General features: G+C 65.7%; 15 protein-coding genes. 4 read left to right on the top strand and 11 right to left on the bottom strand.

Annotated elements, in window-relative coordinates; all coding sequences use genetic code 11:
* Positions 1–12 precede the first annotated feature (12 nt).
* From ASD15_RS00360 to ASD15_RS32100, 5 genes are all read right to left on the bottom strand, one after another.
* On the bottom strand, positions 13–774 hold the full coding sequence (locus tag ASD15_RS00360) for an SDR family oxidoreductase (protein ID WP_057152700.1): 762 nt from the start codon (positions 772–774) through the stop codon (positions 13–15).
* A 13-nt stretch (positions 775–787) separates the two neighbouring features.
* Positions 788–1,636, bottom strand: coding sequence for an ABC transporter permease (locus ASD15_RS00365; RefSeq protein WP_082551444.1), 849 nt, complete (start codon positions 1,634–1,636; stop codon positions 788–790).
* A complete protein-coding gene (locus tag ASD15_RS00370; protein WP_057153601.1) occupies positions 1,637–2,614 on the bottom strand; it encodes an ABC transporter substrate-binding protein in 978 nt (325 codons plus the stop codon).
* A gap of 46 nt (positions 2,615–2,660) precedes the next feature.
* On the bottom strand, positions 2,661–3,452 hold the full coding sequence (locus ASD15_RS00375) for an ABC transporter ATP-binding protein (RefSeq protein ID WP_229417999.1): 792 nt from the start codon (positions 3,450–3,452) through the stop codon (positions 2,661–2,663).
* Between the two features lie 247 nt (positions 3,453–3,699).
* Positions 3,700–3,999, bottom strand: a complete 300-nt coding sequence (locus tag ASD15_RS32100; RefSeq protein WP_157200777.1) for a hypothetical protein — start codon at positions 3,997–3,999, stop codon at positions 3,700–3,702.
* A 148-nt stretch (positions 4,000–4,147) separates the two neighbouring features.
* Here ASD15_RS32100 and ASD15_RS00385 point away from each other — a divergent pair, with 148 nt between their 5' ends.
* Together ASD15_RS00385 and ASD15_RS00390 are read left to right on the top strand one after the other, a co-directional pair.
* Positions 4,148–5,260 carry an NADH:flavin oxidoreductase/NADH oxidase gene (locus ASD15_RS00385; RefSeq protein WP_057152702.1) on the top strand — a complete coding sequence of 371 codons (1,113 nt, stop codon included), beginning with the start codon at positions 4,148–4,150 and terminating at the stop codon, positions 5,258–5,260.
* Positions 5,261–5,444: 184 nt separating this feature from the next.
* On the top strand, positions 5,445–6,917 hold the full coding sequence (locus tag ASD15_RS00390; RefSeq protein WP_157200778.1) for an APC family permease: 1,473 nt from the start codon (positions 5,445–5,447) through the stop codon (positions 6,915–6,917).
* 71 nt (positions 6,918–6,988) lie between these two features.
* Here ASD15_RS00390 and ASD15_RS33485 read toward each other — a convergent pair whose 3' ends face one another.
* Both ASD15_RS33485 and ASD15_RS00395 read right to left on the bottom strand, forming a co-directional pair.
* Positions 6,989–7,111 (bottom strand): hypothetical protein, encoded by a 123-nt coding sequence (locus ASD15_RS33485; RefSeq protein WP_267877820.1) that lies wholly within the window; start codon positions 7,109–7,111, stop codon positions 6,989–6,991.
* Positions 7,112–7,113: 2 nt separating this feature from the next.
* A complete protein-coding gene (locus tag ASD15_RS00395; RefSeq protein WP_157200779.1) occupies positions 7,114–7,344 on the bottom strand; it encodes a hypothetical protein in 231 nt (76 codons plus the stop codon).
* A 182-nt stretch (positions 7,345–7,526) separates the two neighbouring features.
* Between ASD15_RS00395 and ASD15_RS00400 the strand changes: the two genes are divergently transcribed.
* Positions 7,527–9,401 carry a diguanylate cyclase gene (locus tag ASD15_RS00400; protein WP_229418001.1) on the top strand — a complete coding sequence of 625 codons (1,875 nt, stop codon included), beginning with the start codon at positions 7,527–7,529 and terminating at the stop codon, positions 9,399–9,401.
* A gap of 4 nt (positions 9,402–9,405) precedes the next feature.
* Here ASD15_RS00400 and ASD15_RS00405 read toward each other — a convergent pair whose 3' ends face one another.
* Positions 9,406–9,735, bottom strand: coding sequence for a YkgJ family cysteine cluster protein (locus ASD15_RS00405; protein WP_082551445.1), 330 nt, complete (start codon positions 9,733–9,735; stop codon positions 9,406–9,408).
* Positions 9,736–9,828: 93 nt separating this feature from the next.
* Between ASD15_RS00405 and lhpI the strand changes: the two genes are divergently transcribed.
* Complete coding sequence (gene lhpI / locus ASD15_RS00410) at positions 9,829–10,797, top strand: bifunctional Delta(1)-pyrroline-2-carboxylate/Delta(1)-piperideine-2-carboxylate reductase (protein ID WP_057152706.1); 969 nt, start codon at positions 9,829–9,831, stop codon at positions 10,795–10,797.
* Here lhpI and ASD15_RS00415 read toward each other — a convergent pair.
* From ASD15_RS00415 to ASD15_RS00425, 3 genes are all read right to left on the bottom strand, one after another.
* Positions 10,778–11,074, bottom strand: a complete 297-nt coding sequence (locus tag ASD15_RS00415) for an addiction module antidote protein (protein WP_057152707.1) — start codon at positions 11,072–11,074, stop codon at positions 10,778–10,780. The genes lhpI and ASD15_RS00415 overlap by 20 nt on opposite strands.
* 192 nt (positions 11,075–11,266) lie before the next feature.
* Positions 11,267–11,773 carry a hypothetical protein gene (locus tag ASD15_RS00420; protein WP_057152708.1) on the bottom strand — a complete coding sequence of 169 codons (507 nt, stop codon included), beginning with the start codon at positions 11,771–11,773 and terminating at the stop codon, positions 11,267–11,269.
* 83 nt (positions 11,774–11,856) lie between these two features.
* Positions 11,857–12,798 carry an EamA family transporter gene (locus ASD15_RS00425; protein WP_057152709.1) on the bottom strand — a complete coding sequence of 314 codons (942 nt, stop codon included), beginning with the start codon at positions 12,796–12,798 and terminating at the stop codon, positions 11,857–11,859.
* Positions 12,799–12,803: the final 5 nt, after the last annotated feature.

A 12,803-nucleotide genomic window follows, 5' to 3' on the forward strand; every position in this document is an offset into this window, starting at 1 on the left:
TATGCTCCTGATTTAGTTCATTACGAAGCCGCCATTGACGGCAAGGACTTGGCCGGTGACGAAGCGGGACAGGCCGGACAGCGCGAACAGCACCGCGCCGGTCACGTCTTCCGGCACCTGCAGGCGCTGCAGGGCGCGCCCGTCCTGGTAGGTCTGGTAGCGCTGGGCCGGCACGTACTCGGTGGCTTCCACCTTGGTCAGGCCCGGCGCCACCGCGTTGACGGTGATGTTGTGGGCACCTTCCTCGCGCGCCAGCGAACGGGTCATGCCCATGATGGCGCCCTTGCTGGCCACGTAGGCCATCAGGTTGGGCGCGCCCCACAGCGGCGTGTCCGATGCCAGGTTGACGATGGCGCCGCTGCCGGAGGCGCGCAGCGCGGGCAGGCAGGCGTTGGTCATCAGCCAGGTGCCGCGCACGTTTACTTCCATCACCTTGTCCCACATGGCGATCTCGATCTGCTCGGACGACCTGCCGCCCGAATTGGTGATGGCGGCGTTGTTGACCAGGCCGTCGAGCCCGCCCAGCCGGGCCACCGCCGCGGCGGCGCAGGCGTCGATCGAAGCCGGGTCGGCCATGTCGAGCGGGAAGCCGTGCACCTGCAGGCCGCGTTCACGCAGCGCCGCCACCGAAGCGGCCAGCGTGTCGTGCAGGATGTCAGCCAGCGCCACGGTAGCGCCGGCCTCGGCGATGGCGGTGGCGAAGGCCAGGCCCAGGCCGCGCGCAGCGCCGGTGACGAGCACCTTGCGGCCGGCCAGGAGTTGGATAGTAGTCATCTGAAGCGCCTCCTTATTTCGTGCTGGTTGCTGCTTTAGGCAGGTAGTGCAGCACGCGCCGTTCGGCCCATACCACCGCGCCGTAGGTGACGATGCCCGTCAGCGTCAGCGCGCAGATGGCCACGAACACGGCGGCGGTGTTGCCCTGGCCCTCGCCGTCCACCAGCAGGAAGCCCAGGCCCTGGTTGCCGCCCACCAGTTCGCCCACCGTCACGCCGATCACGGCCAGGGTGGAGGCGATGCGCAGGCCGGAGAACAGGGCCGGCATGGCGGAGCGGAATTCCACCAGGCAGAAGATCTGCCAGCGCGACGCGTTCAGCGTGCGCACCAGGTTCACCATGTCCGGGTCCACCGTGCGGATGGCCGAGAGCACGTTGATCATCACCGGGAAGAACACGATCAGCACCGCGACGATGATCTTCGGGTAGATGGTGTAGCCCAGCCACATCACGAACAGCGGCGCGAAGGCGACTTTCGGCGCGATCTGCAGCGCCAGGATGTAGGGCGAGAGCATGGCTTCGGCGCGCGGCGACAGGCCCAGCGCCACGCCGACCGCCAGTCCCAGCAGGGAGCCGAGCGCGAAGCCGATCACCACTTCCATGGCGGTGATGCCGAAGTGGCCCAGCAGGTCGCTGTTTTTCCACATGAAGACCGATTCCTGCAGCACGCGCGAGAAGCGGGGCAGGATGAACTCGGGCATGCCCAGCGCGCCGGGACCCCATTCCCAGGCCGCCAGGAAGATCGCCAGCACCAGCAGGCTGCCCAGCACGGTGCGCGTTTTTTCGCTCAGCAGCGGGGCGGTCTTGGCGGGCGTGGTCATGATGGCGGGGGAGACTGAATTGGCTGAAGTTGCGGTATCCATTTAGCGCGCCGTCCCGATGAACTGGTTGGTGAACAGGTCGTTGACGGCGGCCGCCTTGGAGACGATGCCTTCGCTGACATAGAACTTCTGCACGCTTTCCATGCGCGCGCCGTCGATCTGGCCCAGCGGCTTCTGGTTGGCGTAGACATATTTGCGGTACATATTGAAGATCTGCTCGATGCTCGCTTCCTTGCCCTTGTAGGAAGGGATGGCTTCGACGTAGGCGGCGGTGGCGGCCTTCGGATCTTTCATGATGTCTTCCATGCCGCGCAGCGTGGCGCGCACCAGGCGCTTGAGCAGTTCCGGCTTGTTCTTGATGGTGTCGTCGGACGCCAGGATGGCCTGCGCCATGGACTTGAAGCCGTTGGTCTCGATGATGTCCACCTTGGCGCCGGCGTCGGTGGCGCTGACGATCCAGTCCGGCACGCCGGCCAGCGCCTGCGATTTGCCGGCCGCGAACACCTGCCACACGCCGGACGGGCCGGCGGCCTGGATCGCCGCGTCGCTCTTGCCCAGGTCCACGTGCTTCATATTGCCCAGCAGTGCGTAGTAGGTGGTGTCGGTGTAGGACATGACGGTGATGGTCTTGCCCTTCAGGTCGGCCAGCGACTTGATGCCGCCGCCCTGGTGCACGCCGACCATGGTCAGCGAGCCCGCGCCCAGCACCGCGATGGCTTTCACCGGCACGCCGTTGGCGCGCACGATGATGGGGGTGTCGCCGATGGCGCCGCCGATCACCGCGTTGCCGGCGCCGATCTGTTTGGCCACGTCCACGCCGCCCTTGGCCGCCACGAAGTTCACTTTCAAGTTCTCTTCCGCGTAGTAGCCCTTCTGCTGCGCGATCATCCACGGCGCGAAGGCCGGGGTGTTCGGCGGCGCCGGCAGCAGGTAGGTGACTTCTTCAGGTGCCGCCAGCACTGGTGCGGCGGCGAAGGCCATGGCGACGGCACAGGCGGCCGAGGCGAGGATTTTATGCATGCTCATATACACTCCTGATTAGTATCGAAACGGCGTTCGGTATGGATTAATGCAGTTCGGCTTCCTGGTCCTTGCCCACTTTCAGCAGCTCCATCAGGCGTCCCGCCAGGGGACCGATTTCGGGCAGCTTGCGGCGCGCCAGCGGATCGTTGCGGTGCGGCAGATCGACCACGATTTCCTCGATCACGGTGCCGGGGCGCTCGCTCATCACCAGCAGGCGGTCGGACAAGGCGATGGCTTCGATCAGGTCGTGGGTGATGAACAGCGCGGTGCGCTGCTTCTCGTACAGCATCTGTGCCAGATCCTGCTGCAGGATCATCTTGGTCTGGGCGTCCAGCGCGGAGAATGGCTCGTCCAGCAGCAGCACATGCGGGTCCACCGCCAGGGTGCGGGCCAGCGCCGCGCGCTGGCGCATGCCGCCGGACAGCTGGTAAGGGTAGTGGCTTTCAAAGCCTTTCAGGTGGCACTTGGCCAGCAGCGCATTGGCGGCCTGGTCGCGCTCCTTGGCGGACACGCCGTCGATCTCCAGGCCCAGCCCCACGTTGGCGCGGATGGTGCGCCATGGCATCAGCAAATCCTTTTGCAGCATGAAGGCCACTTTCTTCACCGGCTTGGTCACCAGTTCGCCGCCCACGTACACCTCGCCCACCGTCGGCAGGTACAAGCCGGCGCCCATGTTCAGCAGTGTGCTTTTGCCGCAGCCGGACGGACCGATGATGGACACGACTTCTCCGCTGCGAATGGAAATGTTGACGTTGGTAACCGCAGAACGCGGCTGTGAGGTTTGCCGGTCGATGAAACTCTTGCCGACGTTGCGGAATTCGATTTCGATCATCATTTCTCTCACAATCATATGTTCCACATATAAAACAACGCTTCGTATGTGGGTTGTAATGTGATTGAAATATAGCAGACATTTTTCGAGAATCCAGCTTTTTGTCTCAAATAAAAATCAGCGTTTCATAGGTAAAACAAAGCAAAAAAAATGGGCAGAAATGCCCGGGCGTGAAAAAGGGGGCGCCGCCCTATGGCGCCGCCCCCTTTTCAATTGAAAGTTGCTCTGGAGTGCTGTTGTTTTTTTGCGCTCAGGTTGTAGAGGTCACATGCGCGGCGCGGCGCACGCGCGGCTGCATGGAACGGTCGGGCGCAGGGGCAGCAACGGGTGCTGCAACCGGAGCCGCAATCGGCGACGCTTGGGGAGCGGAAGAAACCGGCGGCAAGTCATTATCCGGTGTGTCCTGTCCTGCCGCGCGCGGGTGGGCAGGCAGCCAGCCGGCGATGGCGGCGGTGCCGGCCATGCACAGGATAATGACGGAGATCGCCGCAACTGCGCTCAGCGCTGAGAAGCGGTTGCTGACAGTGGGGATTTTTTTGATGATCGCCATGATGATCTCCTTTGTTATTTTGCCGAGACTCAAGATTAACGATCCGGCACGCCGCAAGCTATACATGGCCCTGTATCAAAAGTAAGCAACTGTAACTGGCCACTTGAAGTGGCGGTACACTGGCATTTTTTCCCTTCTGGAGCGCTTCATGAGCCAGCTGTTCACCCCTTACGCACTTGGCCCGCTGACGCTGGCGAACCGCATCGCCATCGCGCCCATGTGCCAGTATTCCGCCGAGGACGGCCTGGCCACCGAATGGCATATGATCCACCTCGGCCAGCTGGCGCTGTCCGGCGCCGGCCTGCTGATGACCGAGGCCACCGCCGTGTCGCCCGAGGGCAGGATTTCGGCCTGGGACCTGGGCTTGTGGTCCGACGCGCACCAGGCCGCGCTGGCGCCGGTGGTGCAGGCCATCCGCAAGCATTCGGCCATGCCGCTGGCGGTGCAGCTGGGGCACGCCGGCCGCAAGGCTTCCAGCCAGCGCCCTTGGGAGGGCGGCGCCAGCGTGCCGCCCGCGCACGGCGGCTGGCAGACCGTGGCGCCGTCCGCCGTGCCGCATGCAACGGGCGAGCACGCCCCGCTGGCGCTGGACGAGGCGGGACTGCAGCGCGTGAAGGATGACTTCGTGGCCGCGGCGCGCCGCGTGCATGCGCTGGGCATCGAAGGTATCGAGCTGCACGGCGCGCACGGCTACCTGCTGCACCAGTTCCTGTCGCCGCTGTCCAATCAGCGCACGGACCGCTACGGCGGCACGCTGGAGAACCGCATGCGCTTTCCGCTGGAGGTGCTGCGCGCGGTGCGGACGGCGGTGCCGGAGTCGGTGTGCGTGGGCATGCGCATCTCGGCGTCGGACTGGGTGCAGGGCGGCTGGGACATCGAGCAGAGCGTGGTGCTCGCGCGCGAACTGCAGCAGGCCGGCGCGCACTTCGTCCACGTGTCCAGCGGCGGCATCTCGCCCTTGCAGCAGATTCCGCTGGGGCCGGGCTACCAGATCCATTTCGCCCGCCGCATCAAGCACGCCACCGGCTTGCCGACCATCGGCGTCGGCCTGGTGACGGAACCGGAGCACGCCGAATCCATCGTGGCGCAGGAGGACGCGGACGTGGTGGCGCTGGCGCGCGCCATGCTGTACGACCCGCGCTGGCCCTGGCACGCGGCGGCCAAACTGGGCGCGCAGGTGCAGGCGCCGCCGCAGTACTGGCGTTCACAGCCGCGCGAACTGAAGGATTTGTTCGGCAGCACGCGCCTGGGCCAGCGCTGAGGGCCGGGGGCACGGAGGCGGCCGGCCTGCGTCTTAACGCAACAACACAGTTGTCATTCTTGTACAAAAATCCTCATGGCGAGCGCGGCGTAAGGCCCTATAATCGCTTGTTTTTGACCGTACCCATCAGCAGAGCGCGGCGGCACAACCGGCGCGGCGGCTACACACCATACAAGGAATGCCTGTGACTCAAACGCTGGCCCAGAAATTGACCCGTACCAAGCCGGTCGGTTTGCACGCCGAACAGGGCGACACCCATACCGGAGGCCTGGCCCGTTCCATGGGCCTGTTTTCGCTGACCATGATAGGCGTCGGCGCCACCATCGGTACCGGCATTTTCTTCACCATGGTGGAAGCGGTGCCCAAGGCCGGCCCCTCGGTGATCCTGTCCTTCCTGCTGGCGGCCATCACTGCCGGCCTGACCGCGCTGTGCTACGCCGAGCTGTCGTTCCGCATTCCCGCTTCCGGTTCCGCCTATTCCTTCGCCTACAGCACGGTGGGCGAGTTCCTGGCCTTCATCGTCGCTTTCTGCCTGCTGCTTGAATACGGGCTGGCGGCCAGCGCCACGGCGATCGGCTGGTCGGACTACCTGAACAACTTCCTGGTCAACGCCATCGGCTGGCAGATCCCGGAGACGCTGCGCACACCGCTGATCCTGGCCACGCCCACCGGCTGGGCATGGAACGTCGGCCATTTCAACCTGCCCCCGATGATACTGGTGGCCATGTGCTGCGTGCTGCTGGTGCGCGGCACCAAGGAATCGGCCACCACCAACGCCATCATGGTGCTGGTCAAGCTGGCCATCCTGGTCTTCTTCGCCGCCGTCGCGCTGAGCGGCTTCGATTCCAACAACTTCACACCCTTCCTGAAACCGGTGAGCGGCGAGTGGCTGCCGGGCGCCACCGGCATCGCGGCGGCGGCGGGGACGGTGTTCTTCTCGTTCATCGGCCTGGACACCATCGCCACCGCCGGCGAGGAAGTGCGCAACCCCAAGCGCAACGTGCCCATCGGCATCCTGAGTGCGCTGGTCATTGTCACCGTGTTCTACTTGCTGGTCGCCGTGGCGGCCATGGGCGCCCAGCCGGCGCACAAGTTCGAAGGCCAGGCCGCCGGCCTGGCGGTGATCCTGCAGAACGTCACCGGCAAGGCCTGGCCCGCGCTGGTGCTGTCGGCGGGCGCCGTGATCTCGGTGTTCTCGGTGACGCTGGTGACCATCTACGGCCAGACCCGCATCCTGTACGCCATCTCGAAGGACGGCCTGGTGCCGAAGACTTTCCAGAAGGTGAACGCGAAAACCCATTCCCCGGTCAGCAACACGCTGATCGTGTGCCTGGTGGTGGGCGTGGTGGCCGGCCTGGTCGATTCCACCTTCCTGTGGGACATGGTTTCGATGGGCACGCTGACCGCCTTCATCATCGTGTCCGTGGCGGTGCCGGTCCTGCGCCGCAAGGACCGCGAGGCGGGCATTCCGACCAAGGGCGGCTTCCGCGTGCCGTTCGGACCTTACTTTGTGCCGGCCCTCAGCATCGGCGCCTGCGCTTACCTGATGGTCAACCTGTCGCACGCCACCAAGGTGATTTTCACCATCTGGATGCTGGTGGCGGTGGTGACTTACTTCGGCTACAGCATGCACAACTCGCGCTTGAAGAAGGCCTGACCGTCGGCGGGCATGTGCCCAGAATGACAAAAACCCGGCCTCGGCCGGGTTTTTCTTTGGTATTGCCTGCCTTAGTGCGCCTTGGCCAGGGTTTCCAGCTCTTCCAGCGAACGGTCCAGGACGGGTTGCAGGCAGATGCGGGCAGCGACTGCGGCGGCGGCGATGACAGTGGTGAACAGGGCGATCAGTTCCATGATTAACCCCGCGATGCCATGAAGTGCAGTTCGGTCATCAGGTTAGGCATGTTCGCGTCTGGACGGCTGGCCAGTTCGAACAGCGTAGCCTGTGGTTTGCTGCGCTGCACCGGTGCGGCGGCAGGCTTGTGGGCCAGCAGGGCAGCCATCAGACCGCGTGCTGCCCGGCCAACGTTGGCGAAATAGCTGGTTTCGTTGTAGCTGTTGAACGTCAGGTTGCTTGCGGTGGTCATGATGTGCTCCAATGCGTGTGATGTTGCAGTGCAGTATAGATGCTCCACATCCATAAATAAACTTTTCATTTGTGATGTGGCCTATAAAAAATTCAAATAACTCTGCCGAAGCTGCAGGCACGCAGAGGTAGCTCTGCTGTATCATTGATGGCCTAAAAGCAATTAAAAACAGGGGATTCGGGATGTCTTTGCGTATCAAACTCATGCTCGCCTTGCTGCTGACCGGACTGGCGTCGGTGGCGGTGGTGGGCGGCCTGACTTATTCCAGTGTCAACACCAAGTTCGACACCATACGGAGCAAGCAGGCCGCCGAGCACTTCCATAAATTCATGACGGCTTATTTGACCGAGTATGGCGATTGGAAGACGGCGATTGCCACTGAGTCCTTTGACCGCTTCGTCCAGCGCACCGAGCGCGGCCAGGTGGCGCCGGACAGCGAGCGTCCGAGCGACCTGCTTGAACGCATGCCGCCCAATATCGACCGCCAGTCGCGCCAGGACGAGGCGCGGCCGCCACGCCCCGAAGGCGCCCCTCAGCCCGACGCGCGCCGTGGCCCACCCGATGGCCGCCGCCCCGAACTCGACGAGCGCCGTGGCCCGCCCGACGCGCGCCGCCCCGAGTTCGACGAGCGTCGTGGCCCACCCGATGGCCGCCGCCCCGAACTCGACGAGCGCCGTGGCCCACCCGATGGCCGCCGCCCCGAATTCGACGAGCGCCGTGGCCCGCCCGATGGCCGCCGCCCCGAATTAGACGAGCGCCGTGGCCCGTCCGACGGCCGCCGCCCCGAATTCGACGAGCGCCGTGGCCCGCCCGACGGCCGCCGCCCCGAGTTCGACGAGCGCCGTGGCCCGCCCGATGGCCGCCGCCCCGAGTTCGAAGACCGCCGCGCGCCTCCGGCCGCCGCTCCGGCTAAGGAGGACCGCAGCGTGCAGGCCGACGAGCGCGGCACGCCGCAGGCGGCGCCCCGTATCTGGCGCGCCGCTTACCTGCAGCAGCCGCAGGCAACCGGCGCGACCGAGCCGTTCGCCGGCCAGCGCCAGGCTCCGTCCGACGACCGTCCAGAGCGCGGCCGCCAGCGCCAGGCGCCACCATACCGCTTCGTGCTGACCGACCCGGACTACAAAGTCCTGCTCGGCGCCGGCCAGTACAGCCGCGACAGCCAGTTGCCGGCCGATGCCCGCGCCAAGGCGCGCCCGATCGAAGTGAATGGCAAGGTGGCCGCTTACGTCTCTCCTGAAGGCGTGATCACGCCCAGCCGGCAGGAACTCGAATTCCTTGCCGCCATGCGTTCCTCCCTGGCCGCCGGCGCCGCCGGTGCTGCGCTGCTGGCGCTGGGCCTCGGCCTGGCGCTCAGCCGGGGCCTGAGCAGCCGCCTGAGCCACCTCACCAGCGCCGTGCGCGCCATGCACGGCGGCTCGCTGCGCCAGCAAGTGCCGGTGCAAGGCAAGGACGAAGTGGCCACCCTGGCCAGCGCCTTCAACGAAATGAGCGAACAGCTGGCGCGCAGCCACGAAGAACTGCAAGCGTCGCACCAGACCATCTTGCAGCAGGCCGACCAGCTGCGTGAGCTCAGCATCCGCGACGCGCTCACCAACCTGTACAACCGCCGCCATTTCGACGAACAGGCCAGCACCTTGTACAACCAGGCGGTGCGCCACAAGCGCCCACTCAGCCTGGTCATCGGCGACATCGACTTCTTCAAGAAGATCAACGACAACTACTCGCACGCGACCGGCGACGCGGTGCTGCGCCAGGTGGGCGCCATCCTGCGCCAGCACGTGCGGCTGAGCGACCTGGTAGCGCGTTACGGCGGCGAGGAATTCGTGCTGGCACTACCGGAAACCGACCTGCCGCAAGCGGCTGCCCTGTGCGATAAGCTGCGCCAGATCATCGAGCAGCACCCGTGGCACGAGGTGGAGCCCGGCTTGAAGGTCACCATGAGCATGGGCGTGTTTGCCGACTACGCCGTGGGCACTGCCGAAGCCATGCTGCAAAAGGCCGACGCGCTGCTCTACCAGGCCAAGGAAGCGGGGCGCAACCGCGTCTGCCACGCATAAGCTCCTAAACGGCTTCGGCGTCGGTTTCGATCTCGGTCAGACCATAATGGGCGCGCGCTGCGTTGCAGGCTGGCGTGCCCGCCTCGAATTCGTGGCAGGTGCTGGAACGCTGCGGATAGATGGAACAGCCGACCTGCCGGCCGACTTCGCCGTCCAGCGCCGAACAGCGCGACGGCCGGTGCTCGGTGCCGCGCATCGCCACCAGGTGCGGCGAGATCGGCACCACCATGCGCTGCGGCACGGTGCCGCCCGGATGCGCATCGGTTTCGCCCCAATAGAATGACACGCGGAATTTGGCGCAGCAGGCGCCACAGCTCTGACAGTGTGCGGACATCTTCCATAACAATGAAACAATGTTGACTGCTATGATAGTCAGGACACCGCACGCAATCAAGCGTGCGCGCGGCTACCGGAAACGGAGACATCCATGTCCTCAGCAGCATTGAACGCGGCCGACACCGCCGCCCTGATTCCTTTTCCCGCGCTGCTGGATGCGCTGCGCCTGGCCGTATGGCAGGCCGCGCAAGGCGTCATCGCCTGCCCGGCGCGGCAAGTGGCGCCGCTGGCCGGCGGCGGCGTGATCCTGTCCATGGTCGCCACCGCGCCCGACATCGCGGTCCACAAGCTGATTACCGTGGTGCCGGACAACAGCGTGCGCGGCCTGCCCACCATCGCGGGCCAGGTCAGCGTGCTGGACGCGACTACCGGCGCCGTCGTCCTCACGCTGGACGGCGCCACCGTCACGGGCCGCCGCACCGCCGCGCTGTCCATGCTCGGCATCGCCACGCTGCTGGGCCGCGCGCCGCGCCATGTGCTGCTGGTCGGCACCGGCACCCAGACGCTGAACCATGCGAAGGCGCTGGCCGTCATCTACCCGCACGCCGCCGTCAGCATCGGCGGCCGCACCGGCGCCTCCGCCGAACGTTTCATCTCCGAGCACCTGCACGCGGCGCATGCTGGCGCCCATGGTGCAGACTCGCATGAACCGGGCGCCTTCGCGCGCCCGCCCGCAGCCGCCGACATCGCCGCCATGGCCGACGACATCGACGTCGTCATCACCGGCACCACCAGCAAGCAGCCGGTCTACCTGCACCCCGCGCGCGCCGGGCGCCTCATCATCGCCGTCGGCGCCTTCAAACCCGACGCCGCCGAAATCGCCCCCGCCACGGTGTCAGGCAGCCGCATCTACGTCGACGACCCCGAAGGCGCCCGCCACGAAGCCGGCGACCTGCTGCAAGCCGGCACCGACTGGTCGCAAGTGCAAGGCATCGCCCAAGCCCTGGGCGCCGCCCCGATGGCCGACGCCGAGCCCGTGCTCTTCAAAACCGTCGGCTGCGCCGCCTGGGACCTCGCCGCCGCCCGCGTGGCGCTAAGCACTAGGCACGACCAGGGCTGAACGATAAGCCAAGTGCCTTCGCGACCTTCATGATGGTCGCGAATTCAGGGTTGCCCTCTGCCGACAATGCCTTGTAGAGGCTTTCGCGGGCAAGCCCGGTATCCTTGGCCAGCTGCGTCAATTCTGAGCTCGCTGATGCCATCGCGCAGATATTTGTGTCGCCAAAATTTCCCGCCCGCAAACGCTCCAGTCTCGCGTTGATGCGCAAGACTGCCTGACGATTCTTGAGTGCCGTTTGCCAGCGTTTGAACCTTTCGCTTTGCAGAATCTGAAGCATAAATAACTGTAGTCCATGGGCTACAGCGATGCAAATCGTCCTATCAAACGATAGTCAAGGGAACGCGGTATTGGTGTCGCCACAGTTGGCGATCCGTGGCAGTGTTACTGGCCTGTGTGCGGTTTGTCCCGAGATTCAATTTGAGGGACGGGAATTTTGCTTTTCGGGAGCATCGGATATGCATAGTTGAATCTAAGGCTGCACCTTGTGGTCTTCGGCCTGGGCTTGTTCCATGGCGGCGGGTTCGAGTTCTTCCGCCGAGCGGTTGAGGTGGACGAAGATGCCCCAGGAGGCCAGCAGCACGCCGACGCTGGCGACCAGCGCTGCGACGTAAACCAAGTCTTCGGCGTCCTCGTGGACGGCGCGGAAGGTGGCAACCAGGCCTTCGATGGCCAGCGCCACCACCACCACCACGAAAAAGCGCGACAGGAAGCGCCGCACCCGCGTAGGCGCGCTGATGTCGGCGTCGCGCACCACTTCTTCCTCGATGATGGTTTCGGCGATTTGCAGCGCCACCACGGCGGCCGCCAGGATGCCGATCGCTTCGATCACTTCCTGCGCCGCAGCCAGGCCGAGTTCACCGCCGGCCGCATACCAGCCCATGCGCGCGGCAATGGCGACCAGCAGCAGCGCGCCGCCGCCGAACAGCAGCGCGATCAGGGCATGCAGGCCGCTGCAAACGAGCATCAGCTGTTTCATCGTGGTGCTTCCGGTTGGTTGGGGGTGCTTGTATTGTAGAGCTGACTGGCCGCGCCTTATGTGCGCTACACATCATATGCCGCCTATGGCCGTGGGCGCGCGCGGTCCAGGAAACGGCCGCCCCACAGCACGCAGGCGAGGGCGGCGACGATCAGGGCGATGCCCGCCCACTGCAGGGCGTTGATGGTGTCGCCCAGCACCAGCATGCCGGCCGCGATGCCCACCACGGGCACGCCCAGGCTGAACGGCGCCACCCGGTTCACGGGGTGGCGCTTGAGCAGGCCGGTCCACATGGCGTAGCCGAGGATGGTGGCCATCCAGCCCAGGTAGGCCAGCGAGGCCCAGGTGCTGGGCGGCGCGCCGGTCCAGCGCCAGCGCGTGGCCGGGTCGTCGAACAGCAGCGACAGGCCGATGAAGGGCAGGATGGGCGCCAGGCTGCTCCATACCATGAAGGCCAGCACGTCGAACTGCGGTGTGCTGCGCTGCGCGCGCCGCACCACAATATTGGACGCCGCCCACATCGCGGCCGCGCATAGGCACAGGAGGAAGCCGGCCAGGGTGGTCCCGCCCGCCGCTGCGCCTGCGGCCGCATTGGCCCCGCCCACGTAGTTCAGGCCGAAGCATCCAAGCCCGCAGGCGGCCAGCGCCAGGCCGGCCAGCAGCGCGCGGCTGGGGCGCTCGCTCAGCAGGGCGTAGCTGAAGATGGCGGTGAAGAAGACCTGCGTCTGCAGGATCACGGAGGCCAGCGCGGCGCTCATGCCGGCCCGCAGCGAGAGAAACAGCAATCCGAACTGCCCCACGCCCTGGCACAGCCCGTACAGCAGCACGATGCGCCACGACAGCTTGGGCGGGCGGATGAAGAACACCAGCGGCAGGATGGCGAACAGGAAGCGCCCGGCGCCGAGCTGGAATGGCGTGAAGTCGCGCAGGCCGAACTTCATGGCCACGAAGTTGGTGCCCCAGATGAGGACCACGCACAGCGCCGCTATCAGGTCGCGTCCGCTCAAGGGGGCGTGGTCGGTCATGCTGT

Origin of the sequence: Massilia sp. Root351, from assembly GCF_001425045.1 — a bacterium.
Classification (GTDB): domain Bacteria; phylum Pseudomonadota; class Gammaproteobacteria; order Burkholderiales; family Burkholderiaceae_D; genus Rugamonas.

What these genes read in the sequence shown, in the direction of transcription:
- ASD15_RS00360 (WP_057152700.1), bottom strand. Translation starts at nt 774, where the DNA reads ATGACTACTATCCAACTCCTGGCCGGCCGCAAGGTGCTCGTCACCGGC.
- ASD15_RS00385 (WP_057152702.1), top strand. Translation starts at nt 4,148, where the DNA reads ATGAGCCAGCTGTTCACCCCTTACGCACTTGGCCCGCTGACGCTGGCG.
- ASD15_RS00405 (WP_082551445.1), bottom strand. Translation starts at nt 9,735, where the DNA reads ATGTCCGCACACTGTCAGAGCTGTGGCGCCTGCTGCGCCAAATTCCGC.
- ASD15_RS00365 (WP_082551444.1), bottom strand. Translation starts at nt 1,636, where the DNA reads ATGGATACCGCAACTTCAGCCAATTCAGTCTCCCCCGCCATCATGACC.
- ASD15_RS00400 (WP_229418001.1), top strand. Translation starts at nt 7,527, where the DNA reads ATGTCTTTGCGTATCAAACTCATGCTCGCCTTGCTGCTGACCGGACTG.
- ASD15_RS00420 (WP_057152708.1), bottom strand. Translation starts at nt 11,773, where the DNA reads ATGAAACAGCTGATGCTCGTTTGCAGCGGCCTGCATGCCCTGATCGCG.
- ASD15_RS32100 (WP_157200777.1), bottom strand. Translation starts at nt 3,999, where the DNA reads ATGGCGATCATCAAAAAAATCCCCACTGTCAGCAACCGCTTCTCAGCG.
- ASD15_RS00375 (WP_229417999.1), bottom strand. Translation starts at nt 3,452, where the DNA reads ATGATGATCGAAATCGAATTCCGCAACGTCGGCAAGAGTTTCATCGAC.
- ASD15_RS33485 (WP_267877820.1), bottom strand. Translation starts at nt 7,111, where the DNA reads ATGGAACTGATCGCCCTGTTCACCACTGTCATCGCCGCCGCCGCAGTC.
- ASD15_RS00370 (WP_057153601.1), bottom strand. Translation starts at nt 2,614, where the DNA reads ATGCATAAAATCCTCGCCTCGGCCGCCTGTGCCGTCGCCATGGCCTTC.
- ASD15_RS00415 (WP_057152707.1), bottom strand. Translation starts at nt 11,074, where the DNA reads ATGCTTCAGATTCTGCAAAGCGAAAGGTTCAAACGCTGGCAAACGGCA.
- ASD15_RS00395 (WP_157200779.1), bottom strand. Translation starts at nt 7,344, where the DNA reads ATGACCACCGCAAGCAACCTGACGTTCAACAGCTACAACGAAACCAGC.
- ASD15_RS00425 (WP_057152709.1), bottom strand. Translation starts at nt 12,798, where the DNA reads ATGACCGACCACGCCCCCTTGAGCGGACGCGACCTGATAGCGGCGCTG.
- lhpI (WP_057152706.1), top strand. Translation starts at nt 9,829, where the DNA reads ATGTCCTCAGCAGCATTGAACGCGGCCGACACCGCCGCCCTGATTCCT.